This window comes from Planctopirus hydrillae, from assembly GCF_001707835.1.
Taxonomy (GTDB): Bacteria; Planctomycetota; Planctomycetia; order Planctomycetales; family Planctomycetaceae; genus Planctopirus; species Planctopirus hydrillae.
In genome coordinates this window covers 222241-243978 of sequence record NZ_LYDR01000063.1, presented here as the reverse complement: position 1 = coordinate 243978, position 21738 = coordinate 222241, and the positions used below count along the sequence as shown (strand labels likewise).

General features: G+C 52.4%; 23 protein-coding genes. 15 read left to right on the top strand and 8 right to left on the bottom strand.

Going from position 1 to position 21738, the window contains the following annotated elements; genetic code table 11:
- Nucleotides 1-19: 19 nt before the first annotated feature.
- Entirely contained in the window at nucleotides 20-892 is an 873-nt protein-coding gene (locus A6X21_RS08465; RefSeq protein WP_068847148.1) for a fumarylacetoacetate hydrolase family protein, read from the bottom strand.
- Between the two features lie 346 nt (nucleotides 893-1238).
- On the opposite strand from A6X21_RS08465, the gene A6X21_RS08455 reads away from it, so the two are divergent.
- The gene (locus tag A6X21_RS08455) at nucleotides 1239-2297 is read left to right on the top strand and encodes a PA0069 family radical SAM protein (protein WP_068847146.1); all 1059 of its coding nucleotides are present in this window, start codon (nucleotides 1239-1241) and stop codon (nucleotides 2295-2297) included.
- Between the two features lie 184 nt (nucleotides 2298-2481).
- Here A6X21_RS08455 and A6X21_RS08450 read toward each other — a convergent pair whose 3' ends face one another.
- The 6 genes from A6X21_RS08450 to map form a co-directional block, all read right to left on the bottom strand.
- Nucleotides 2482-2826 (bottom strand): ArsR/SmtB family transcription factor, encoded by a 345-nt coding sequence (locus tag A6X21_RS08450; protein WP_068847145.1) that lies wholly within the window; start codon nucleotides 2824-2826, stop codon nucleotides 2482-2484.
- 100 nt (nucleotides 2827-2926) lie between these two features.
- Nucleotides 2927-4111 (bottom strand): ArsI/CadI family heavy metal resistance metalloenzyme, encoded by a 1185-nt coding sequence (locus A6X21_RS08445; RefSeq protein WP_068847144.1) that lies wholly within the window; start codon nucleotides 4109-4111, stop codon nucleotides 2927-2929.
- Nucleotides 4112-4170: 59 nt separating this feature from the next.
- Nucleotides 4171-5505, bottom strand: a complete 1335-nt coding sequence (locus A6X21_RS08440) for an MFS transporter (RefSeq protein WP_068847143.1) — start codon at nucleotides 5503-5505, stop codon at nucleotides 4171-4173.
- A gap of 54 nt (nucleotides 5506-5559) precedes the next feature.
- Entirely contained in the window at nucleotides 5560-6387 is an 828-nt protein-coding gene (locus A6X21_RS08435; RefSeq protein ID WP_068847142.1) for a phytanoyl-CoA dioxygenase family protein, read from the bottom strand.
- A gap of 56 nt (nucleotides 6388-6443) precedes the next feature.
- Nucleotides 6444-7523 (bottom strand): DUF1559 domain-containing protein, encoded by a 1080-nt coding sequence (locus A6X21_RS08430; protein ID WP_068847141.1) that lies wholly within the window; start codon nucleotides 7521-7523, stop codon nucleotides 6444-6446.
- A gap of 119 nt (nucleotides 7524-7642) precedes the next feature.
- Entirely contained in the window at nucleotides 7643-8461 is an 819-nt protein-coding gene (gene map, locus A6X21_RS08425) for a type I methionyl aminopeptidase (protein WP_068847140.1), read from the bottom strand.
- Nucleotides 8462-8845: 384 nt separating this feature from the next.
- Here map and rlmB point away from each other — a divergent pair, with 384 nt between their 5' ends.
- Complete coding sequence (rlmB, locus tag A6X21_RS08420) at nucleotides 8846-9580, top strand: 23S rRNA (guanosine(2251)-2'-O)-methyltransferase RlmB (protein ID WP_165603728.1); 735 nt, start codon at nucleotides 8846-8848, stop codon at nucleotides 9578-9580.
- 47 nt (nucleotides 9581-9627) lie between these two features.
- Nucleotides 9628-10416, top strand: a complete 789-nt coding sequence (locus A6X21_RS08415; protein WP_068847138.1) for a TrmH family RNA methyltransferase — start codon at nucleotides 9628-9630, stop codon at nucleotides 10414-10416.
- 57 nt (nucleotides 10417-10473) lie between these two features.
- Here the strand turns inward: A6X21_RS08415 and A6X21_RS08410 are convergent, their stop codons facing one another.
- Nucleotides 10474-11160, bottom strand: a complete 687-nt coding sequence (locus tag A6X21_RS08410) for a hypothetical protein (protein WP_013110024.1) — start codon at nucleotides 11158-11160, stop codon at nucleotides 10474-10476.
- A gap of 295 nt (nucleotides 11161-11455) precedes the next feature.
- On the opposite strand from A6X21_RS08410, the gene A6X21_RS08405 reads away from it, so the two are divergent.
- The 12 genes from A6X21_RS08405 (at nucleotide 11456) to A6X21_RS08350 (ending at nucleotide 21736) form a co-directional block, all read left to right on the top strand.
- Nucleotides 11456-11686, top strand: coding sequence for a CPXCG motif-containing cysteine-rich protein (locus A6X21_RS08405; RefSeq protein WP_068847137.1), 231 nt, complete (start codon nucleotides 11456-11458; stop codon nucleotides 11684-11686).
- An 86-nt stretch (nucleotides 11687-11772) separates the two neighbouring features.
- On the top strand, nucleotides 11773-12732 hold the full coding sequence (locus tag A6X21_RS08400) for a PDZ domain-containing protein (RefSeq protein WP_068847136.1): 960 nt from the start codon (nucleotides 11773-11775) through the stop codon (nucleotides 12730-12732).
- A 260-nt stretch (nucleotides 12733-12992) separates the two neighbouring features.
- Nucleotides 12993-14360 carry a hypothetical protein gene (locus A6X21_RS08395; protein ID WP_068847135.1) on the top strand — a complete coding sequence of 456 codons (1368 nt, stop codon included), beginning with the start codon at nucleotides 12993-12995 and terminating at the stop codon, nucleotides 14358-14360.
- Between the two features lie 114 nt (nucleotides 14361-14474).
- Nucleotides 14475-15143 carry a phosphoribosylglycinamide formyltransferase gene (purN, locus tag A6X21_RS08390; protein ID WP_068847134.1) on the top strand — a complete coding sequence of 223 codons (669 nt, stop codon included), beginning with the start codon at nucleotides 14475-14477 and terminating at the stop codon, nucleotides 15141-15143.
- 325 nt (nucleotides 15144-15468) lie between these two features.
- On the top strand, nucleotides 15469-16218 hold the full coding sequence (pvmA, locus tag A6X21_RS08385; RefSeq protein ID WP_068847133.1) for a DeoR/GlpR family transcription regulator PvmA: 750 nt from the start codon (nucleotides 15469-15471) through the stop codon (nucleotides 16216-16218).
- Nucleotides 16219-16264: 46 nt separating this feature from the next.
- Nucleotides 16265-16999 (top strand): phosphotransacylase PvmB, encoded by a 735-nt coding sequence (gene pvmB / locus A6X21_RS08380; RefSeq protein ID WP_068847132.1) that lies wholly within the window; start codon nucleotides 16265-16267, stop codon nucleotides 16997-16999.
- Between the two features lie 87 nt (nucleotides 17000-17086).
- Nucleotides 17087-17377: a BMC-H shell protein PvmD gene (pvmD, locus tag A6X21_RS08375; RefSeq protein ID WP_013110017.1), complete on the top strand. Its 291-nt coding sequence runs from the start codon at nucleotides 17087-17089 to the stop codon at nucleotides 17375-17377.
- A 189-nt stretch (nucleotides 17378-17566) separates the two neighbouring features.
- On the top strand, nucleotides 17567-17836 hold the full coding sequence (gene pvmE / locus A6X21_RS25510) for a BMC-H shell protein PvmE (RefSeq protein ID WP_068847467.1): 270 nt from the start codon (nucleotides 17567-17569) through the stop codon (nucleotides 17834-17836).
- A 227-nt stretch (nucleotides 17837-18063) separates the two neighbouring features.
- The gene (pvmG, locus tag A6X21_RS08365; RefSeq protein ID WP_068847465.1) at nucleotides 18064-19251 is read left to right on the top strand and encodes a lactate kinase PvmG; all 1188 of its coding nucleotides are present in this window, start codon (nucleotides 18064-18066) and stop codon (nucleotides 19249-19251) included.
- Nucleotides 19252-19304: 53 nt separating this feature from the next.
- Nucleotides 19305-19667 carry a EutN/CcmL family microcompartment protein gene (locus A6X21_RS08360; RefSeq protein ID WP_068847131.1) on the top strand — a complete coding sequence of 121 codons (363 nt, stop codon included), beginning with the start codon at nucleotides 19305-19307 and terminating at the stop codon, nucleotides 19665-19667.
- A complete protein-coding gene (locus A6X21_RS08355) occupies nucleotides 19664-20179 on the top strand; it encodes a hypothetical protein (protein WP_068847130.1) in 516 nt (171 codons plus the stop codon). Before A6X21_RS08360 ends, A6X21_RS08355 begins: the two co-directional genes overlap by 4 nt.
- Nucleotides 20180-20314: 135 nt before the next feature.
- Nucleotides 20315-21736 (top strand): aldehyde dehydrogenase family protein, encoded by a 1422-nt coding sequence (locus A6X21_RS08350; protein ID WP_068847464.1) that lies wholly within the window; start codon nucleotides 20315-20317, stop codon nucleotides 21734-21736.
- Nucleotides 21737-21738: the final 2 nt, after the last annotated feature.

Below are 21738 nucleotides of genomic sequence, written 5' to 3'. Positions count from 1 at the left end.
GTCGCCAGTCGACGTGTGGCTATCGATTGTGCGAGTCGGCGACCACCGGATTTCGCAGGACGCCGATCCCTTCGATCTCGACTTCCATGACATCGCCATTCTTCAGGAAGACTGGTGGTTTGCGGGCGACACCCACGCCTGATGGCGTCCCTGTGAAAATCAGATCTCCTGGCTCCAGAGTGACGAGTTGAGACAGGTGAGCCACCAATTCGTCGATACCGAAGATCAACTCATTCGTCCTCGATTGCTGCATGACGACTTGATTGAGCTTGAGGGAGATCGCCAGATCGTGAGGATCCCCAATTTCATCGGCAGTCACGAACCAGGGTCCAATGGGTGCAAAAGTGTCAGGGGTTTTTCCCATGAGCCATTGGCCCCCTGGCCTCCCTTTCTGCCAGTCGCGGGCAGAGACATCGTTGCCGCAGGTGTAGCCGGCGATGAACTCGAAGGCTTTGGATTTAGAGACGTTCTTCGCCGTTTTCCCAATCACCGCCACAAGTTCCGCTTCAAAATCGACCTGATGGGCGACTGAGGGCAAGACGACCGGGGCTTCGGGAGATGTAATCGTATTGAAGAATTTACTGAACACCACAGGTTCTGTGGGAATCTCCGCACCCGTTTCTTTGGCGTGATCGCGGTAATTGAGTCCAATGCAGATGATCTTACCTGGTCGAGAAAAAGGTGCGACCAGTCGGCCTTCGATAAACGGCCCTTTGCTCCACCCTGTTACCAGAGCACTGGCAACACGAGCCAGTCCTTCCGGATCTGCCAGAATGCCGATAAGTGTTGGAGCAATCTGTGCATCCAAAGCCAGCAGGTCGACGTATTGACCATCCGGATTCAGCGCGACCACTCGCAGCCCAGCTTCTGCGTCGATCATCCCCAGTTTCATCAGAGCATCTCCCGGATCGGTGTTGAGTCTGCAGCAGTCACCACATTCTGTCTGAGCAGCTTTCCCGACAATCTGAAGAAGCTAATCTGGTTCTTTCGGCTTCACAAGACTGGAGCCCTGCACCAATCCGCTCATTGGATCTGCTCGCTGCTTCAGGCAAACCACCTGTGGGGCAGCAAATAATGATTGACGAAACGTCACTCTGCAGGTTTCTTGGAGCGAACAAAGTTCGGCCAGTCGAATGCCCGGATCTTTGTGTTCCGGACTCATATCCCCAAAATCACTTGCCATGAATCTATACTAACGTATAGATTGGGTGTGGATGGCTTTTTCTGAGGGGCAACGCATGAGGCACGGATCTCACCTCGATCCTCCCAATCGCTTCCAAAATACCCACGCGGTGCCGGACCTGGAGCATCTCGAATGGGACGAAGAATACTTGCATCAACGTGAACATCGCCCCATTGAATTGATTGAAGATTCATCGCAGACCATTGTCTCCGAGAACAATTCCCCAGACATCCCGTTTCGATACAGTGTCAATCCTTATCGCGGGTGCATTCATGGCTGTAGCTATTGTTATGCCCGCAATTCGCATGAGTATCTGGGGTTGAATGCGGGTCTCGATTTTGAAACCAAAATTGTTGTTAAGCGAGATGCACCTGCCCTCCTCAGAAAGTTTCTCTCGCGTCGATCGTGGCAGTCAGAACCGATCGCTTTCAGTGGAGTGACCGATTGCTATCAACCCATCGAACGAGAGTTGGGACTGACTCGCCAATGCCTCGAAGTCGTCGATGAATTCAATCAACCGGTCACGCTGATCACCAAGAATGCACTGGTCGTGAGAGATAAGCAGTTACTGGCTTCGCTGGCTGCGCGAAATCTGGTCCACGTGGCCATCTCGATCACCACTCTTGAGCCTCAACTGGCGCGAGAGATGGAGCCTCGCACCAGTATTCCCTCAGCTCGACTGCGGGCCATTGAACTTCTGGCGAAAGAGGGGATCCCTGTCAGAGTCATGGTTGCGCCCATAATTCCCGGCCTCAATGATCACGAGATGCCGCAAATCATGAAATCTGCTCGTGAAGCGGGTGCTCAGGCTGCTGGCTATGTCTTACTGAGATTGCCACTGACCGTTGAACCCGTTTTCCTGGAATGGCTGAGACGGACTCAACCCCTCAAAGCTGAAAAAGTGGAAAGCCTCATCAGAGACACACGGCAGGGAGGCCTGAATAACTCTTTGTGGGGCCAGCGGATGACAGGGGCAGGCCCGATTGCTGAACAAATCAAAACAATGTTCCAGGTCTTTCAGCAAAAGTATGGCTTCAAAAACTTTGCGCCTCTTGATTGTTCGCAGTTCAGCAGACCTGCACCTCAAGGTTCGCAATTGAGATTGTTCGAGTGACCGCTCCTGGCAAAGATCGCAGCTCGAAGTCGGAAAGCCGAGTCTGAAGGTGCCGCCAAGACCATCCCTCAAGCGACAGATACCAGCCACATTCAACATCGATTCACTTAAAATCGTCTTTCTTCAAGAGTCAAACGGTCACCGACTCCCTGAATTGTCGAATCGATTTCGAGTTTTCAGCAGTTCACAGCGGCTCTCCACCCGACTTGGTTCGCTGATCTTCTGAAGCAGGAAAGCTGAGTTCGCAGCAGCCGAGATTGAGCTTGTTCATGCGCAGGACGTCGTCTCCGAGAGAGTAATAGACGAAACGCCCTTCTTTCTGCCTCTGGACAAATCCGTACTCGAGCAGAACTTTCAGATGATGGGAGACGAGCATCAGCGGCAATTCCAGCAATTCCGCCAGATCACCCACTGCCATAGAACCCGCCTGCAAGGCCTCGATCAGACGAAACCGGATCGGTTCGCCGAGAACTTTGAGTTTTTCGGCACATTCGATGGGACGGGCAGATGCGTCAGTTTTCTCTTCCATCGCTTGAGATTAACGACCGTCGGGCAGAATGTCATCTGCGATTTCGGCTGAGTCAATTTGACGTCCGACGACCTTGTGAAGCCCTGTATTTGCGATGGTTTTATCGTGGAGTTGTCAAAGTCACAAACTCCTGACTCGACTTAGTACCTGCAATGGGTTTCCAGATCGATTCAGCGACACGCGTGCGGATTCCACGCCGAAATACAATCCCGCTGTCTTCCGTAATCTGGGCGAATGGTCCTTTGTAGAGCACTTCGAACGTGGGTTCCGAAGTCTCACTGCCGGGACTGTTTTGATCCTCGACAGAGGAATTTGGAGAAGATTTTACCGGGATGACTGCTGGTTGCCTGGCGATGATCAGTGTTTCTCGAAGCTGTGCATGATGCACCACAAAACAGGGCTGACTGCGGAATGTTTCTAGAGAAATATGCACAAATCCAGCTTGCTGCAGTTGGCCCAGCAATTCTTCCAGAACCGGGACATGTTTGACATATGCTGCCGGCCCGGGAAGGTTCAGGTCGCTCTCCTCAATGGGAGAGTCAGTGGTCAGCACATGAATTTTCAGTTCACCGTGTGGCGCGAGTTGTTTCCTTGAGGTTTGGAGCCAGGTCGCAATTTTTTCCTCGGCATGCGCCTCGTTGAAGGTTCCCCGCAGGTGTATCTGCTGGTAGATCACGCCCGGTTCTGGCCTGACGGGGCTTCCGAGGAAATGCTCAAAACTGGAGGGTGGCTTCGTTTGTTGAGGCGGCAGTACGGCATTTGTCGAGCAATTCTTATCGCTCGGAGTGCAGCAATTGACGGCAATAGGAGCCAGATCATTGATATTCTTCACTGACTCGCGAACTTCGCCAGTCGTCGTCATCGCGGTCAATACCGGCAGTTGTTGCCCTGCCCCGCGATGACTAATGTCCTCCTCAAGCACATAGAACTCCCACATGTTGCCATCCGGGTCGTTGATCCAGAACTTGGTCTGCTTGGAGTAACAGCATTCGACTCCCTCTTCACGCTGCGTCGGGAAACCTGCCATCTCGAGGCGACACTGGGCTTCAACCAGTTTCTCAGATGACGAAAAACGAAACCCGGCATGATTGAGTGCCCCGCGTCCTGTCGGAGGCATCGGTTCCAGTGAAAGGACTAGCGGAGGATCATTCACTTCAAACTTCGCGTAGTCTTCCCGACATTTAGCCGGTGGTTGCCCCAGTAAGTTGCGAAAAAAATCGACTGAACGATTGAGATCGCCAACATTGAGCGAAAGATGAAATCGGTTGATCAGGTCTGCCATCATGCCGCCTCACGTATCCGTCGATTTACGACATTCATATCATCAATGTAAGAATCTATACCTCAGGGATTTTCTACCCGCTGAGGTATTCTCACAACCATGGCCCAAAGTGAGAGTAAGATAGCGATCACAGCCGCTACTCTAAAGCTATAGATATATGTACAAAAATGGAAGTTGCTCCTCTGGAAATATTCCGGCCCAAGTGCTGATGCTAATACTGTACAGACTTGAGCGAACGTCTGGATCGAACCGAGATGTAATGCGCCGAATCGCTTTCGCCAGGCAGTGAAGAAAATGACAGTTACAATCCCTCCGGAAATCGACATGCCCATCGCGTACATGATGAGATGTTGCCTGGTCTCTAAAAATGGATAAGCCCCGAGGGTGACAGCCATCAGAAACATGGCAAATGCCATGAGGTTCTCCAGCGATATCACGAGGCCCGCAAAACCAGCACAGAGATTTGTCATGAGGCCGCAAATCAGCGAGAACACGAGTAGCAAGTGATAGTCTTCGTCGGAATAGCCGCGTTCCATCAAGATTGAATGATTGAATAACGATGTCCCGGTAGAAATTAAACCAAAGTAAGAACTGGCAATCGCCAGCAGCCAGAAGGATTGAGTCGAAATCGCTTCTTTCAACGTCCATGAGTCATCCGGCGAAACCGTTTGATTGATCTTCCCGGTAAGTGAATCAGGTGTAGCGGCAGGTTCAAGTTCAGCAGCAGAAGGCTCTCGACGAAGCAGCAGGAGTGAAGCCACTCCACACCCAGCCACCCACATGGCGACCTGAGTCCAAAGAACTCTCCAGTCGCTTTCCTTTTGGCCGCCAGCAAAATAAAAAGCTGCGGCAAAACCGATTCCCATCAGAACTGTATAGATAGCCATCGCCAGGGTGATGCGGCGGTGATACCACTTCCCCACAAGCGTTAAACTGGCCGAAGAAAGAATGGTCTGTCCAAAACCACGACTTAATGTCAACACGAAAGCAAAAGCCCAGAAACCTTTGATATTGGTTAACCACCAGGCGGATCCGGCGAGAAGAAAAAGACTCGCTGTCAGCACCCAGCGGGTACCGATCCGATCCATCAGCCAACCACTGCCAATTCCAAAGGCTGCACCGAGAATGGTTGCAAAAAAGTTAACACGGGCCATGGACAGATGATTGAGATCGAGCGAAGTATCTTGAATCACCCGTTCTGTAATTAAACCCAGGCCATGAGTACGGGCAGGAAATGTCGCGACCATCGCGGCTGCAGCGATCACCAGAGCTAAGCCAGCGTCAGTGTGCCTTACCAGGATCGACCGTGGTCTGGGATGAATTGTCTGATCCTGATTCACAGTGATTCCAAAATCTCGCAGTCCAGTGGCAGGTAATGTGTAGGGCCTGCAAATCATTGGGTAGAACTTAGAGATGCAAACGTCTTGTTGATTTGCAGGCTGGCATTGGTATTACCGGAAGTATGTCTCCGTTTTGCCAAATTCGGCGTAGCGTTCTTTCAGCCAGGATTGAAAGGTTGCGTAGTGTGCTGATCGCTGGTCTCCACCATCACTTAACGCGTTGTAGCTGAGATAAAGCTGACGTCTCCAGACGTCCGATGCGTTGGGCGCGGAGCCATGTGGGGTGAAGCCGCCAAAGATTGCAATATCCCCCGGAGCCAGAGTGAGCTTCAAAGGCTTTACTCCTTGAAGCTGGTCGATCGTCAATTCATGGTAGGCACCATCTTCAGGAGTCAGTGGCCCGTCATGATGGAGGCCCGCATATAGTTCGGTCGAACCATTTTCCGGGCTGCAGGCATCGATCGGAACCAGGACTGTCAGGAACGAACGCGGAAAATTCTTCCAGGCGATGTAATCCTGATGGATTCCATAACCCTTAGCGCCGGGAGGTTTAAAAATCAGCTTGTCTTTGAAGAGAGCGGCTGGCTCTCCATAGAGCATTTCCAGAACCTGAAACAGACGCTGATCTCGGGCGATCATCCCACAGGCAGGAGAGAGATCGATCACCGGATCAAACGTCTCAAACAGGCATTCGCCGTTCTGATGGTGAGGCTGAAACCGACATCGCAAGTTGTTGGTATCGATCAGATCCCGCCGCTCGATCAGCAGTGAAATCGCTTCATCAGAAATTTGCTGAATCAGTGCCGGATCAAAGAATTGACGTAGAATCAGATATCCATCGCGGTGATAGTCACTTACATCAGCACTGATTACAGGAGTCAAACTCGCTGGAGATGGGCTCGTTTCATGTGTCGAGGAATTCTCAATCACGATACTCATGAAGTCACCTGTCAAATGTGAGTGCTATCAATTTAAACCGCGAAAGTGATCAGGATTTAGAACTCACCAATCACTTCACCACCGCTGCGGGTGGACAGGTTCCGCCAGACGGTCAGATCAATATTCTCACTCACAAACTTGACAGCCCCGTCAGCCAGCAGCACATGAACTCCACCTGTGTGCAGACTTCGCGCTGCTCTCCAGCCGATGGCAGTAAATCCCAGCTCAATGGCATTGCCACCACAATCATGGTTTCTTGAGTTCGGCCCGTAGTAATGATTGTATGAGGCCGCTCCGATTTCACCGTGAATCCAACTGTAGCCTTTGGGATTTCTGGCCGCTCCATCAGCCCAGTTGGTTGCAGAAGTGCAGCCCGCATCGTTGAAGGTACTGTAGGAATAGGAGGGAGTTGCGACGGCGAAGGCACGTTCTCGTAAGGTCGTTCCATTGGCTGTGCGATCACCCAGGAGTGATTCGGAGAAACAGATCGTGTTGCTGGTACCGTCGGTGATATCGCCAATACGTATTCTCGAATTGGCAAAGAGCACACCATCGGTTTGATATGGTGAGCCAGGGTAGTTTGTGCTTGTACCGCCAGTTCTCAGCCCATCGCGTCCCACTGTTCCCGTTCCATTACAGGCCACGTAGTTCGTCGGGCCCAGACCGGTTGTGACACCCAGCACATTGCTGATAATGGCAGTTCCGCGATCACTTGGGCACAGGAACGAGGGGACAATCGTTCCCGCAGCCACTCGGTTCGGCGCACTGATGTTGAACGTCGCATCGTAGGTCGGGAAGTTGACGTTCATCGCGTTATAGACATTGCTCTGATCCAGATAGGGCGTCAGAAATGCCAGAACGCTCCAGTTGGCGCCACCCGTGTAACTGGCTGCTCCGCCGTGAGACATGCTCGGCGGGAATGTGTTGAGAGAACTGTGATAGTTGTGCAGCGCCAACCCCAGTTGCTTGAGGTTGTTTTTGCATTGTGTCCGGCGAGCCGCTTCGCGTGCTTGCTGGACGGCTGGTAGGAGCAAGGCGATCAAAATGGCAATGATGGCAATGACCACCAGCAGTTCGATCAGAGTGAATCCCGAGCGGGCTAAAAACGCTTTGAAACGGGGAGTTTGGGCAGGCATACAGCAGGCTCCTGGGGGACCACATTCTAATGGCTATTAGAGTGTTGCCTTCCGCCTGCTCAAAATCAATCCTTGTTCCAACAATTTTCTCAGCGAGGTGCTTCCTCATTTTCAAGATTTCAGAAGCGATGCCCCCTTTGTGGACCTTTTTGCGTGAGTGTCAGAATCTCGGGCCCATTTTCGGTCATCAGAATCTGATGTTCAAACTGGGCGGAGAGTGCCAGATCGACGGTGCGGACAGTCCAGCCATCGACACTGTCGACAAACGTCCGGTAGGTCCCGGCATTGAGCATCGGCTCAATCGTAAAGGACATGCCGGGCTCAATCACATCCTGAGGGGGATTCAAGCGGGGAACATAATGCGGGATGCCGGGATCCTGATGGAAATCCTGTCCGATCCCATGGCCCTGATATTCACGCACGATTTCATACGGTTTATCACGCACGAACCGTTCGATCGCGCGGCCGATATCGACGACTTTGCCGAAGGGGGCAATGCCGTCGATGCCGGCAAACATGGCGTCAAAAGTTACCTGGACCAACTCGCGCGCTGCTGCGGAAACCTCGCCGATTAAAAAGGTTTCGGACTGATCGCCATACCAGCCATCGACAATGCTGGTCAGGTCGACGTTGACAATATCGCCCTCTTTGAGAGGACGGTCGTTCGGGATTCCATGGCAAACGACTTCATTGACGCTCGTGCAGATTGAAGCGGGATAGCCTTTGTAACCCTTGGTAGCACAGGTGTGTCCGTGATCATGGGTGTACTCTTCCACCAGTCGATCCAATTGCCGCGTGGTGACACCCGCCTTCACATGATCCCGAATGAAATCCATCACCTGCGCATTAAACCGCGCAGCTCGTCGCAGACAATCCCGTTCTTCGGGGCCATAGATCGGACACTTGCGGCGAACTTTTCGGCGGAGCGGTGCCTGCATCTTATGCTGAACTCATCGTGAGGGTCATGACCTGCTTTTGCCAGTTGGCAAAGGAATTCAACGAGTGTCGCCTCACTGCTCGCAATTGGCAAGTCCTGATCTTATCCTCATACAATAGAATCTCGACAACTGTCTGACATGGCGACCGCCACGACTTCGCCTGGAGTCGAGTTCGAGCGATCGTTCCTTGCCTGACAATCCCAGTTTGACCCCGTCAACATTTGAAATCAGCAGGCTCTCTTTTGCGACCTTGCTACAGAACCTGCCAATAGAGATTTGAGATTTTCGGTGCCGAAACTACTTGGAAACCATAATCGTTCTTGGATCTGGGGACGCCACCTCGTATCGGCCACGATTCACGCCAAATACTGGATTCCTCTGGAGTTGCATTACGATTCTCATCGATTTTCGCCGCATGATCCCCTTGGCAATTCCATTGTGGGCGATCTGCCACCTGGCGATGTCCCGCTGGGCGATTCCTTAGAAACCGATTTGACTTCGCTCAAAAATCTTTGTGAAGCAGCCGGGATCCATCTGGTGGCATCGACTGCTGATCAGATTGCTCGTTTGATTCGGGCGGAAGATCACCAGGGGCTGGCTGCCCGGATGCCCGAGTTTCCTTATGCGGATTTTGATCATCTGTTGCTGGCACATCTCCCGTCACTTCTCGTGATTCTCGATGGAATTCAAGACAGCTTCAATCTGGGTGCCATTATTCGCTGTGCAGAAGCCTTGGGTGCCGGTGGGATCGTGCTTCCGGAGAAAGGTCAGTCGGGTGTGAACAGTCAGGCAGCAAGAAGTTCTGCCGGTGCGGTCAACTTTCTACCCATCTATCGTGTTCCAGCTCTCGACCGAGCGATCGATCAGTTAAAATCTAGGGGCATGAAAATCCTGGCTGCCACAGAGAAGAGTGAGCAATCCCTCTGGAATGTCGCTATCCCTGCGCCATTGTGTCTGATTATTGGCAACGAAGGGAAAGGTGTTTCTCCTTCTCTGCTTTCAGCTTGCGATATTCAGGTACGGATCCCTATGGCGGGGAAAACATCGTCTTTGAATGCTGCTGTGGCTGCCGGGATCTTACTGGCCGAAATCCAGCGGCAGTCTGCGAAGATTCAATAGCAAATTCAGTATGGCGAAATGCCAATCTTTACCATGGAAAGTCTTTTGTGACAGTCACTCTGCGAAATCCTCATAGTGTCCTCGCTGCCCTGCAATATCGACCACACGATGTCCTCGAAATTGTTACCACAGCCAATCCTTCCAGTGCCTGGAGCGAAGTCCTCGAACAGGCGAGAGTACATCGCATTCCCATTCGAACGGCCCTGCCCTCCAGTGGTTCTGAACGTCCCGCGAGCGGAAAAGATCGCGGTGGAAAGTTCGAAAGGCAAAGCAGTTCGGAAGCCACCGTTCGCGACCGGGCACCTTTGACAGTGGAGCAGCTCTTTGAACTTGCTCCACCGGGCCCATTGGCATCGAAGAGTGACGCACCTGGCGGAGTAGAAGGTAATCGGCATGGCATCTGGCTGGCACTGGATTGCCTGCAAGATCCTCACAATGTGGGAGCCGTCTTCCGTGCTGCTGCGTTTTTCGGAGTTCGCGGCATCATCGCTACGAGAGACCGGTCGGCACCACTTTCAGGGACGGCATACGATGTATCGGCAGGAGGACTGGAATCGATTCCTTTCGCACAACCCCCTAACCTGGCCCGTGCTCTCGAAATTGCCAAGAAAAGTGGTGTCTGGGTACTTGGGACATCGGAGCATGCCCAGCAGCCACTTTCATCAATTAAGGCGGATCGCCCGTGGTTGATCGTGATTGGTAACGAAGAAGGTGGATTGAGACGTCTCACACTCGAACTGTGTGATGAAGTCTGCTCGATCCCCAGTCAGGGAGCCGTAGGTTCGCTGAATGTCTCCGTCGCGACCGGAATTCTGCTTTATGCACTGGCTCGCTGAGATGAACACGGGACTTTCGCTGTGTTCGACATCGAAAGTCATGAAGGTGGATGTTTCTCAGATGCGAATGTGACGGTCAAGAATCTTGCGAAGTCTGGAGATCTCGTGAGGCGAGAGCAATCCAGCCAGACGGTCATTCATCGCTGGCTGTATGGTCCAGCGTCCGAGAAGGTCGAAAAGCTCCTCGGTTTCGATGGATCGTAGGCCAAATTTCTTCTTGAGCTTGCGGCACTCTTCGGGTGGTACATCAAGAAATTGCCCGATCAGCAAGTAATCGCCTTCGCTGGGCAAATCCAGATAGAGTTTGCGAATCTCGGCTGAGAGTGATTCGTCGACAGGAAAAGTCACATCCAGTGGTCCACCCTTTAAATGGAGCGGCACAGCATGAGGATCATGCTCCAACAGGCTCGCTGCAGATTCACAAGCGGCATACAGAATCGCTTCATCCAGAAGTGAGGCTCGGTAGCTCGCCAGACTGATATGTCGCGACCAGAAATTTGAAAGTAAATCCAACTGCACCTGTGGAGCGACTTCCGAAAGGAAAGGGACTTCGCACAGAAAACCCGAAGTTGTTGGTTTCTTTTTCTCGAAGGCCAGGAAATCCTCGCCTGAGAGCGTCTGGTACCGATCTTCGAGAGGTTGCTGCTGATAAATGAGTGCCTCGACCGTTTGTCGCCAGGCCAGACGAAAGGCCAGATACGACAAGCAGGAGGACGGAAGCAGTTTTTCGCCAAACTTGAGCATTTTTGAACTATTTCACTCTCACGGAGAGTTCTCAAGTTCGAGGTAAGGATTTTTCTTGATTTGCGTGGAAAATTCGCGACAGGCGCTGCCAAATGTAACGATTCGTCAGAATTTGTCGTTTTTTTGCAACCAGGCATCGCTGCCAAAAGTCATCATTGATGGCTTCGACTCCATGCAGTCAATGCCTCCCGGTGAATTTGAAGCTGCTGGCTATCATCCTTGAGGGGCCACATGTACTCACTGAACAGGGCCTGGAGGTGTTGTTGTAATAACTTCTCAATTCAGGATTTGAAGGATGACAAAACCTAAGCGACGTCGACGCCGGCAGCGCAGCACATTTCTGGAAGCCGCTTACATCTGTCCTTCGTGCGGCGAAGAGATTATTGTGCCAGTTGATCTTTCACAGGGGAACTTTCAGGAGTATGTCGAAGATTGCCCTGTCTGTTGTTGTCCTAATGTGATCACTGTGGAAATGGATGAGAATCTCGATGATCAATTACAGGTGATGGTTCGCCCTGAATCATGACTCGTTCTGACAGGGGATTTTTTTGTCGTTAATAGTGCCATCGCTTCCAACAAGCCGTAATCAAATCACTGTAGAGCGAGGAACAAATGCTGCCAATTCCTGGTCGTTATGTGGTCATCGCTCTTATTCTTGGATTGATTCTCTGGTTTGCCTTGACGTCTAATCCCCAAGGGGAATTGAGTCGCCCGGAACTGACATCGAAGAACATTCGCGATCTCAACAGTGGATCTGCATCGAATCGACGCCGCGCCGCAGAAGAGTTAATCAAGGCGGGCCAGAATGTTGTCCCGGAGATTGTGACTCAGATCAAGCAGGCACCTGATCGATGCCGTCCCTTGATTCATGTTCTCTCAGATATGACCGTTCTTGATGAGAATGAAGCTGGTGAAGCGGCCCTCTCTGCCATCGAAGCACTAACGACGTATCATCATAAAGAAGTGGCCGACGCTGCATTTGATGCTTTATCGGAAAACTTTTCGATTCGCCGGATGCGGGCGATCGATCATTTGTCTCGCCTTGGTGCACAGGTCGAATCGGTCAATGATCAATTCATTGGAAATTCGACGACCTTTGAATTTGTGCTGCTGGATGAGCGTTATACCGGAGGACGCGAAGGGCTTAAGCATCTGAAGCGACTCAATACTCTGCATGTCCTTTATGTTTCCGAAAAACTCGATATCCCGGGTGAAGAATTGGCGGCACTGCGACAGTGGTATCCTCGTCTTCAGATCAGTTCAGAAGTCAATGGGTGCCTCGGGGTCATCGGCGCGATGCCCTTTGGTTCGAACGTGGTGATTGATCGTATTGTTCCCAATTCCCCGGCAGCACGCGTCGGCTTACGTCCCGGAGATCGCATCCTTTCGATCGATGACGTTGAAAATCCCACATTGCGACAAATGGTTGCGGCTATTTCCAAGCACCCGCCGGGTGAGCCTGTGCATGTCACCATTCTCAGGCGTGATGAACAATTCATGAGCTTTCGCATTCGCAGCGGATCAGACTTCGGAACCGGACGCTGCCAATGTGAGATCAATCCATCCCTTTGAAATTCTGGTTTGAGACGGTGTTTGATCGACCATCAGTTTCTCATTTGCGCAGATCGATTCTCTGCCCCATGCGGCTTCGGTTTCCGAGATTCAGGAAGAGACGACTCGACACTTTGCTTTGACCACGGCACAATCTCGAACAAGCAGGAGGTTTGCGTGTTTTTGTGAAACTGTAGAAACTGGAGCATAGCTGCATAAGTCATTGCTGGAGGGTGTGCAGATCAAGCTGGAGTCCCTCCCCGCAAAGAGGATGGTCAATCATGTCATGGCTGATTCGACGGATCGTATTTCTCATCGCAATCTGGGGTGGAACTGCCAATCTGGCATGGGCTCAGTTTTCGGATGAATTTGAAGACCTTCCCCCTGCGAAACCACCAGTTCGCACCCCTCCCTCTTTACCAACTTCAGGTGGAGCTCCAACGAACTCAGCATCTCCTTCGATTCCAGCAGCCCCACAAACAGATCAGGGGAAAAACTTCACTCCACCTCGTAGCGGATCTCAGGAGTTGCCCACTCCGCTTCCACCGATGGAGGGGCGAGATTTCCCTACCCTGGAACGTCGAGGGCCCGAAAATAAGCTGGCTCCCGGTATCCAGTTTGAAGATCCGGTTCCCAGTCTGGGTCGCCCGGTCGAAAGTATTCGTGATCTTCCCGCTAAAAAAGCTGGTCAGTTCGACATTACACTGGATGGCGGCGCTTCGATTAATCCCGCAGTATTGAAGGATGTTCGTGACAGCACTCTCGGGTTAAAAGTCGAAGATCGGGAGGCTTATTTTCGAATTCTCAAGCTGGCCAGTCTCATGTCATTTCCCCAATTGCAGGAATTGGCAATTGAGTATCGCAAGGCCCGCATTGCTGCTCATGATTCCAAAGCCGCCACAGAAAAGAAGTTTTCGCCATTCGTTGATCTGTTCCTCCACCCGGAGGTCTATCGGGGAAAGCCGGTCGTCTTGCGGGGAACTCTGCGAAAACTTGTCAAATACGATCCAGGTCCGAATGACGAGGGCTTAACGACAGTTTACGAAGGCTGGCTTTACTCTGCGGATTCGCAAAACAATCCCACCGTTGTCGTCTTTACACAAAAGCCTGAAGGCATGCCTCTGGGAGGGGATCTTGTCGAAGAGGTTGTTGTTGCCGGGTACTTCTTCAAAATGTATGGCTATGAAGCCCAGGATCAACCGCGGAAAGCTCCGATGCTGTTGGCTGGAGAGATTGAATGGATTCCGCCAATTCAGAAAACAACCCTGATTATTCCCGTCTGGGCCTATGGGATTGCTGGCCTGGTTGCCGTCTGGATCATGTTAGGTCTTTGGACTTTTCGAAGTGAAAAACGACGGTTGCCCGAGAAGTTGCGAGTCCCCGGGAATATCGATCAGACACTTACTCCACACGAACAACTGTTAAATATCGCCATTCCTCCCAGTGCTTCCTCACTGGAACTCAAGAATGGTCATGCCCCGATGACTCCGTCGATTCCCGGGAATTCATCGACCTTGCCGACTCCGGGTCTTGCTGGCCAAGGGGAAGGCAGTCGATCATCGAAGGAGGTCACACCGCATCGCCGACAAGACACCGCCTTAGGTTTTCCCGAAAATCCGCGGCTTCCAGAGGACGACGAACCATCCTGAGGACGTTATCTTGCATCTGACAGGCAAAATTTATTGCCCTGCTTTTTCATGACGGATGCTTTGTTGGGAAGATCCGTCCCATCGCCCCCGATTTCTGAACTTATTGAGTGATCCATGCCACAAGGAGATCCTGCCGGTCATCAGGCTGTTCGTCTGGTTGTCTTGATCTCCGGGGGCGGCACAACGCTTGTTAATCTTTGTCGTCGAATCGCAGCGGGTTCCCTCAAGGCCCAGATTCCACTGGTCATCAGCAGTCGTCCTGATGCGGGTGGTATTGAAAGAGCCCGACAGCATGGACTGGAAGTCGCGGTCTGCCATCGAAAAGAGTTCTCTTCCACGAGCAGTCACAGCGAAGCAATTTTTCAACTTTGCCGGTCGCATCAAGCCGATCTTGTCATATGTGGCGGATTTCTCTCGCTTCTTGAAGTTCCCGAAGATTTCCGCAATCGAGTGCTGAACATTCACCCCTCCCTGATTCCTGCGTTTTGCGGCAAAGGGTTTTATGGGCATCATGTTCACGAAGCTGCGATTCAGCGGGGTGTCCAGTTCTCGGGATGTACAATCCACTTCGTCGATAATGAGTATGATCACGGCCCAATCATTCTCCAGCGGGTTGTCCCCGTTCTGCCGGATGATACGCCCGATGCCTTAGCCCAGCGTGTTTTTGAAGCGGAGTGTGAAGCCTATCCCGAAGCGATTGAACTGGTGGCAAACCATCGCGTACAGATTATTGGACGCCGGACGATGATCTTGCCTAAGCGGTCAGTCTCTTCCCATCGGTGAGTCATGTCTGACGTTAACCAAACTCTCTGAACAGTGATCCCGCTGGCAGCGCGAAGTCCCTCCGGGAATATCGGCACTCCTTGCCTGAACAGACCTTCCGCAAGTTCTTTTCATTCTGCTGGAGGAACTTGTCGATGCCAGAGTATGTGTGAGTTGGTGTTTTCAACAGGATGGCATGTTTTGCAATAATTTGGAAAATAATTGCACTTTGTGATATGTTCCTGCTTGAGTGAGATGAAAGTTCGACCTATTCTTATGACATCCTGAGCTGATTAGTTTAACGATCAGGATGTTTGGGTAGGCGTGGCGAGGGATGATTTGAACCATGCTGTTGGATCAACGCCGTCGACATGTGCTCGAACTTATTGAAGAAAAAGGCTTTATATCGCTTCATGAGCTTGCAACCAAAACTGGGGTCAGCGAGTCAACATTGAGGCGGGATTTGGAATATCTTGACGGAATTCGGCAGGTTCGCCGCACACGTGGCGGGGCTGCCTATGTCGGTGAATCGGTCGTTTCTCTGGAAGAGCGCAGTGTGACCTCTCTGGTCGAGAAGCAGAGAATTGCTCGTTCGATCTCGGAAACAATTGGAAGTGGTGAAACTGTTCTGCTCGACGGGGGAACGACAACGCTTGAGGTTGCTCGTGCCTTGATCGGCAAAGAATTACAGGTTGTGACCAATTCTCTGGCAATTGCCAATCTGCTGGTGAACAGCCCGGGTGTGGAATTGATTTTTTTAGGAGGGTATCTGCATCCCAAAACAGGTGTGACTTTAGGCCCGCTCCTGAATTTGGCGTTATCGCAATTGCAGGTACCTCGCATGGTTTTCAGTGTCGGTGGCGTGACTGAGAAAGGCCTGTTTAACAGTAATACCCTCCTCGTTGAGGCCGAGCGGCGGATGATTGATGCTGCGGAACGAGTGGTGCTGGCGGTTGATAGTCGGAAGTTTGGAAAAGCAGCCCTCTCCCCACTCTGTCCACTCGACCGTGTTCATGAAATTGTGACAGACGAAGGGATTCCCGAAGATTGGCGAAAGCGGATTGAAGAACTGGGAATTGAACTGCGAATTGCGTGATTCAAACCCGTGATGATCAAACGCTGGAGTGAGAAAGAGTTCGCGTATGTCGTCTGATTCTGTGGTTGCAGGCAATATCTCTCGTGCTGATGTCGAGCGAGTGGTTCGAGCCGTACTCACCAGGCAATTGGCGGGAGCGACCACCTTCTCGGGTTCCGTCCCTTCGGCTGGCGGGCCTCCTAACCCTCTGGTCGTGAATATCTCTGCCCGGCATGTGCATCTCACAGAAGAACATGTTGAAGTTCTGTTTGGCAAGGGTGTCAAACTCGAGCCTATGAAGTGGCTATATCAGGATGGTTACTACGCTGCCAAACAGACGGTCACCATCTTTGGCCCTCGTCGCCGGATGATTCCTGATGTTCGTGTGTTAGGTCCCTGCCGCAATGCTTCCCAGGTCGAACTGGCTTTCACTGATGGGATTTCGCTCGGGATTGACCTCCCGGTACGAATCAGTGGGGATCACCATGACACGGTCGGTTGTGTGCTGGTCGGTCCGGCCGGTGTGGTGGAGCTCAAGTCGGGTGTCATTCGCGCCATGCGGCATGTCCACATGAGCCCCGCGGACTGTGCTTACTACGGCGTGAAAAATGGCGATGAAATGGATCTCAAAATCCATTCCGGCCCCTGTACCACGACTCTCGAACATGTCACGGTTCGTGAAGATAAAGACGTCAAGCTCGAAGTTCATATTGATACGGATGAAGGCAATGCCGTTGATCTCTCGCATGCCACGAAAGTGGAATTAGTCAAGCCGGTCGGCTGTGGTTGCCATTCAAAATAATGTGAAGGAATACATCCAGCCGGGAGTGTTTTCCGGCTGGCAGGTTTCATAGGTTCTCGCAGTTCCATTTCTTGAGAGGAAGTTTTCATGGCTGGATCGATCGAAGCGCTCGGCATGCTCGAAACCAAGGGTCTCGTTACGATGATCGAAGGGATCGACGCCATGCTCAAGTCGGCTAACGTCCGGCTTGTCGGATGGGAAAAGGTCGGCAGTGGTATCGTCACGGCTTTCGTGGTCGGCGATGTGGCTGCTGTCAAGGCAGCAGTCGACGCTGGTGCTGCCGCATCGAGCAAAATTGGCGAAGTTCTCAGTGTGCAAGTGATTCCACGCCCACACGAAGAACTGGCCGCCATTCTGCCAAAGCCCATCAGCAAGTAGTACCCGGAACGTGCCTGCGTGTCCGTGAATGAGGTGGTCATGCCCAAGACATCCAGCAAACGACCGGTTGAAAAATCTCGCTCGTCTGCGGAGAAGCGTCCTCGGGCAAAAGCTGCCGCTCGTTCAGTGATTACGCCTGTTGCGAATTCTATTGAACAAACTCCCTCTCCTGTCTCTGGAACTTCTCTCATGAATGGTGAAGCAATCGGTCTCGTTGAGACCAAAGGGCTTGTCGCCCAGATCGAAGCCGCCGATGCCATGCTGAAGGCTGCCAACGTCACTCTCGTCAAGCAGATTCAGATCGGCAATGCATATATCACCACGATTGTTCGTGGCGATGTGGGTTCCGTTCGAGCTGCCGTCGATGCCGGTCAGCAAGCTGCTGCCGCTGTTGGTGAAGTGGTGAGCGCACATGTGATTGCCCGTCCGGAAAAGTCGCTCCTTGAGCAGTTTATCTAGGGGAGCAGTTCATCTAGGGTTGTAACGGGCGCGTACGTCTTCTTTCTGGTATCACTCCTGGCTTGTCCGGATGCCACTCCTCTGCCTTGCCTTGGGGTGCTACTGCGGGGTTGTCTGGGGTGCCACTGCCGGTTCACCCAGCAGTGATTTCGAACGAATGACCTGCACGCACCCGGGTATTGCCACAGATTGAAGGCAGCCGCGAATTTCAACACGAGGGTTTCCCGATGAAGATTTTGGTCGCCAATCTCGGCTCCACGAGCTTCAAATACCGTTTATTCGATCTGACTACCGAACGGCAACTGGCGCGTGGTGGGATTGATCGTATTGGCGGGCCGGAAAGTCGTTGTACCGTTGAAATTGGCTCATTCAAGGACGACGTGACGGCACACGTCCCTGATCATGCAGTGGCAGTCAAATTCTGTCTGGAGCAACTGACCGCTCCTGAAACCGGTTGCCTCAAAAATGCATCTGAACTGGATGGTATTGGCTTCAAAGCGGTGATGGCGGGGGCACTCTCGGGTGTCCGACACGTCGATGATGCTTTGCTCGCCGGGTTAGAGCGGTACGCAGCGATTGCACCGGCTCATAATCCTCCCTATGCCAAAGCCATGCGACAGCTTCAGGCGGCATTCCCCAGGTTGCCGCAGGTCGCCGCTCTCGAAACGGCTTTTCATGAAACTGCTCCACCCGAATTACGAGCCTATGCGGTGCCTCATGAGTGGCAGTCGCAATATGGCATTCAGCGTTGGGGATTTCACGGTGCCAGCCATCGGTTCATCAGTCAGCGGATTGCTGAGCTGAAAGGCCGATCGGATTTGAAAGTGATCTCCTGCCACCTGGGAGGGAGCAATTCGCTGTGTGCCATTCGTGATGGTAAGTCGCAAGGTAATACGCTGGGAATGAGCCCGCAGACTGGCTTGCCTCATAACAACCGGGTGGGCGATTTTGATCCTTTTGCCCTCCCAGTGCTGATTCAGGAGACTGGCAAGACGTTGCCAGAAATCCTTGACATTCTTGCCAATAAAAGCGGACTGTTAGGACTCAGTGGTCTTTCTGGCGATGTGCGCGACCTTGAACAGGCCGCCGCCAATGGTCACGAAAGAGCCGAACTGGCTCTCAGAGTCTTCACTCAGTCGATTCGTCAGTACATCGGGGCTTATCTCACAGTCCTGAATGGTGCTGATGCGATCGTTTTCACTGGTGGAATTGGCGAGAACAGCAGCCGAATTCGCAAAGATGTCTGTTCTCACATGGATTTCGCAGGTATCGAAATCGATCTGGCGATCAACGAGAAGCTTCGCACTGAAGGCAAGTTTTCAACTCCGACGAGCAAGATTGAACTCTGGGTGATCCCGACCAATGAAGAATTGGTCGTCGCCCGACAGACAGCCGAACTTCTTTCAAAATCCTAGTCCATGAACTTCATGGGCAAGTCGCTCCACGTTCCATTTAAGTTGAATCCACCATGTTCCTCGCACGCGTCACCGGAAGTCTGGTCTCCACGCAGAAGGTCGACTCCATGGTCGGCCAGAAGCTGCTGGTGGTCGAGCCGCTGCGCATCCAGGAATCATCCGCAGATGGGCAGACAGAATCCAAACTCGTCTCGACGGGGCGTACGTTTATCACTGTCGATACTGTCGGCGCGGGAGAAGGCCAGATTGTACTGATCGTGCAGGGTTCCTCGGCACGCTTCACGCCTTCAACCAAACCTCTCCCCATCGACTGCGCAATCATCGGGCTGATTGATGTTGTTCAGATTCAAGGGAAGATCGTTTTCAGCACCAGGCTCGCCGATCAATCCTCAACGGCTGAGGAGTCCAGATCATGAGCAACTCTTCATCAACAAAATCTGGGGCCACGCAGGTCACAACACTCGATGCCGCTTTGAAGAATCTGCAGATCATTACGCTGGCTCTCATCATGGGACCAGTGGTCTTTGCCGTCGTAATCACCGTGATCCGAGAGTTGAAGTTTGATGGAGATCTGCTCGGCAATCCATTGACTCTGATTGCAGCCGTGATGGGCTGTAGCGCGATTGTGCTCTCATTTGTACTTCCAGAGCAGATTCTTAAGGGGGCTCTGAAGAAGGCGGAAACGATCGACGAAGCCTGGATGGCTCAGAATTTCCTCACTTCAGGCATCATTCGGCTAGCCGTCGTGGAAGGTGCAGGCATGTTGAATCTTGTGGCCTGGCTGATCGGCGGCTCAATCATCAGTCCCATTGTGGCGGCTCTTACCATCTTCACGATGCTGATTCATTTTCCCACTCAATCCAAAGTCCAGCGATTTCGAAAAAACTGTCAGGAGTCAATGGCCTATCGAGGAATTTCTACCGAGTAAGCCCTCGATAGTTCTGAACGGAACCTACACATGGTTCATCACGTTTCAAACATCAATTCATGAATCATCCGCAGCGAACAGACGATGGCTCTGATTCGCTCAGAAGATCCAGGCCAGATACGAAAGAACGAATCGATGCAAGCGACAGAACAAGCCATCCGTCAGGTGGTGCAGGAGGTTCTTGCTCAGCTCAACAAGGGCGGTGCCGAGAAATCAGCAGCACAGCGTGATGGAGACTGGGGTGTCTTCAAAGATGTCGATCAGGCCGTTGCTGCCGCCAACGAAGCATTTGAAAAGCTCTCGGATGCCGGGATGGACGCCCGCCGCAAAGCCATTGAATGCGTTCGCCAGATCTGCGACTCCCAGGCCGAAGAACTTGGCACTCTGGAATTCAACGAAACAAAAATCGGACGCCTCGATCACAAGATCGAAAAGCTGAAGATTATCAAGCTGGTGCCAGGCACCGAGTTCATGCGAACCGATGCATTCAGCGGCGATAATGGCCTGACCATTGTGGAGTACGCTCCCTTTGGTGTCATTGGTGCCATCACGCCGGTCACGCACTCTCTGCCGACATTGGCTGGCAATGTCATCAACATGGTGGCCGGCGGCAATACGCTGATTGTCAATCCCCACCCCAGTGGTGCTCGCATTGCCTGCGAAGGGGTTCGCCGTTTCAACAAGGCAATTCATAAAGCGACAGGTCTTGAGAACCTGATCACCATCATCGAACAGCCCACGCTGGAGACCGCTGCCGCAATCTTTGCACATCGTGGTGTCAAGCTGTTGTGCGTTACAGGTGGCCCCGCAGTGGCTCGAGCTGCTCTCGAAAGCCGCAAGAAGGCCGTTGTGGCGGGCCCAGGCAATCCGCCCGTAGTTGTGGATGAGACGGCATGCCTCGAAAACGCCGCAAAATCGATCGTCAAAGGGGCCGCTTACGATAACAACCTCCTCTGCATTGGCGAGAAGGAAGTCTTTGCCGTCGAGTCCATCTTCGACACACTCATGGTGCGGATGGGGCAGCAAGGTGGTTACCAGCTCTCGGCCCGCGAAGTTGATGCTCTCACCAAACTTGCCTTCACACCTCCCACCAAGCCCGGTGACCACTGGCACCTCAATCGCGACCTCGTTGGTTCTGATGCCACCAAACTGGCTGAACTGATTGGTGTGAAGGTTCCCGCTGGTACTCAGCTTCTCTTTGGCGAAACCGACGTCAACAACCCGTTCGTCCCCGAAGAGCAGATGATGCCATTCGTCCCCTTCATCAGGGCGAAGAATGTCAACCAGGCGATTGAACTGGCTCTCGAATACGAGCATGGTTTCCGTCACACCAGTCTGATTCACTCGCGCAATGTGCAGACGATGACGAAAATGGGAAAAGCTGTCGATACGACACTCTTCATCAAGAATGGCCCCTCGATGGCTGGTCTGGGTTTGGGTGGCGAAGGCTATCTCAGTTTCAGCATTGCGACGCCGACAGGAGAAGGGGTAACTAACCCACTCACTTTCACACGCAGTCGCCGCTGTGTGCTGGTCGACAGCCTCCGCGTCATCTGATT

Excerpts from the sequence above, each read along its gene's own strand:
- A6X21_RS08405 (WP_068847137.1), top strand. The coding sequence starts at position 11,456 with ATGACAAAACCTAAGCGACGTCGACGCCGGCAGCGCAGCACATTTCTG.
- purN (WP_068847134.1), top strand. The coding sequence starts at position 14,475 with ATGCCACAAGGAGATCCTGCCGGTCATCAGGCTGTTCGTCTGGTTGTC.
- map (WP_068847140.1), bottom strand. The coding sequence starts at position 8,461 with ATGCAGGCACCGCTCCGCCGAAAAGTTCGCCGCAAGTGTCCGATCTAT.
- A6X21_RS08445 (WP_068847144.1), bottom strand. The coding sequence starts at position 4,111 with ATGATGGCAGACCTGATCAACCGATTTCATCTTTCGCTCAATGTTGGC.
- A6X21_RS08400 (WP_068847136.1), top strand. The coding sequence starts at position 11,773 with ATGCTGCCAATTCCTGGTCGTTATGTGGTCATCGCTCTTATTCTTGGA.
- A6X21_RS08355 (WP_068847130.1), top strand. The coding sequence starts at position 19,664 with ATGAGCAACTCTTCATCAACAAAATCTGGGGCCACGCAGGTCACAACA.
- A6X21_RS08430 (WP_068847141.1), bottom strand. The coding sequence starts at position 7,523 with ATGCCTGCCCAAACTCCCCGTTTCAAAGCGTTTTTAGCCCGCTCGGGA.
- pvmD (WP_013110017.1), top strand. The coding sequence starts at position 17,087 with ATGGCTGGATCGATCGAAGCGCTCGGCATGCTCGAAACCAAGGGTCTC.
- A6X21_RS08435 (WP_068847142.1), bottom strand. The coding sequence starts at position 6,387 with ATGAGTATCGTGATTGAGAATTCCTCGACACATGAAACGAGCCCATCT.
- A6X21_RS08465 (WP_068847148.1), bottom strand. The coding sequence starts at position 892 with ATGAAACTGGGGATGATCGACGCAGAAGCTGGGCTGCGAGTGGTCGCG.
- pvmG (WP_068847465.1), top strand. The coding sequence starts at position 18,064 with ATGAAGATTTTGGTCGCCAATCTCGGCTCCACGAGCTTCAAATACCGT.
- pvmE (WP_068847467.1), top strand. The coding sequence starts at position 17,567 with ATGAATGGTGAAGCAATCGGTCTCGTTGAGACCAAAGGGCTTGTCGCC.
- A6X21_RS08440 (WP_068847143.1), bottom strand. The coding sequence starts at position 5,505 with ATGATTTGCAGGCCCTACACATTACCTGCCACTGGACTGCGAGATTTT.
- A6X21_RS08360 (WP_068847131.1), top strand. The coding sequence starts at position 19,305 with ATGTTCCTCGCACGCGTCACCGGAAGTCTGGTCTCCACGCAGAAGGTC.
- A6X21_RS08395 (WP_068847135.1), top strand. The coding sequence starts at position 12,993 with ATGTCATGGCTGATTCGACGGATCGTATTTCTCATCGCAATCTGGGGT.
- A6X21_RS08410 (WP_013110024.1), bottom strand. The coding sequence starts at position 11,160 with ATGCTCAAGTTTGGCGAAAAACTGCTTCCGTCCTCCTGCTTGTCGTAT.
- pvmB (WP_068847132.1), top strand. The coding sequence starts at position 16,265 with ATGTCGTCTGATTCTGTGGTTGCAGGCAATATCTCTCGTGCTGATGTC.
- pvmA (WP_068847133.1), top strand. The coding sequence starts at position 15,469 with ATGCTGTTGGATCAACGCCGTCGACATGTGCTCGAACTTATTGAAGAA.
- A6X21_RS08350 (WP_068847464.1), top strand. The coding sequence starts at position 20,315 with ATGCAAGCGACAGAACAAGCCATCCGTCAGGTGGTGCAGGAGGTTCTT.
- A6X21_RS08455 (WP_068847146.1), top strand. The coding sequence starts at position 1,239 with ATGAGGCACGGATCTCACCTCGATCCTCCCAATCGCTTCCAAAATACC.
- A6X21_RS08450 (WP_068847145.1), bottom strand. The coding sequence starts at position 2,826 with ATGGAAGAGAAAACTGACGCATCTGCCCGTCCCATCGAATGTGCCGAA.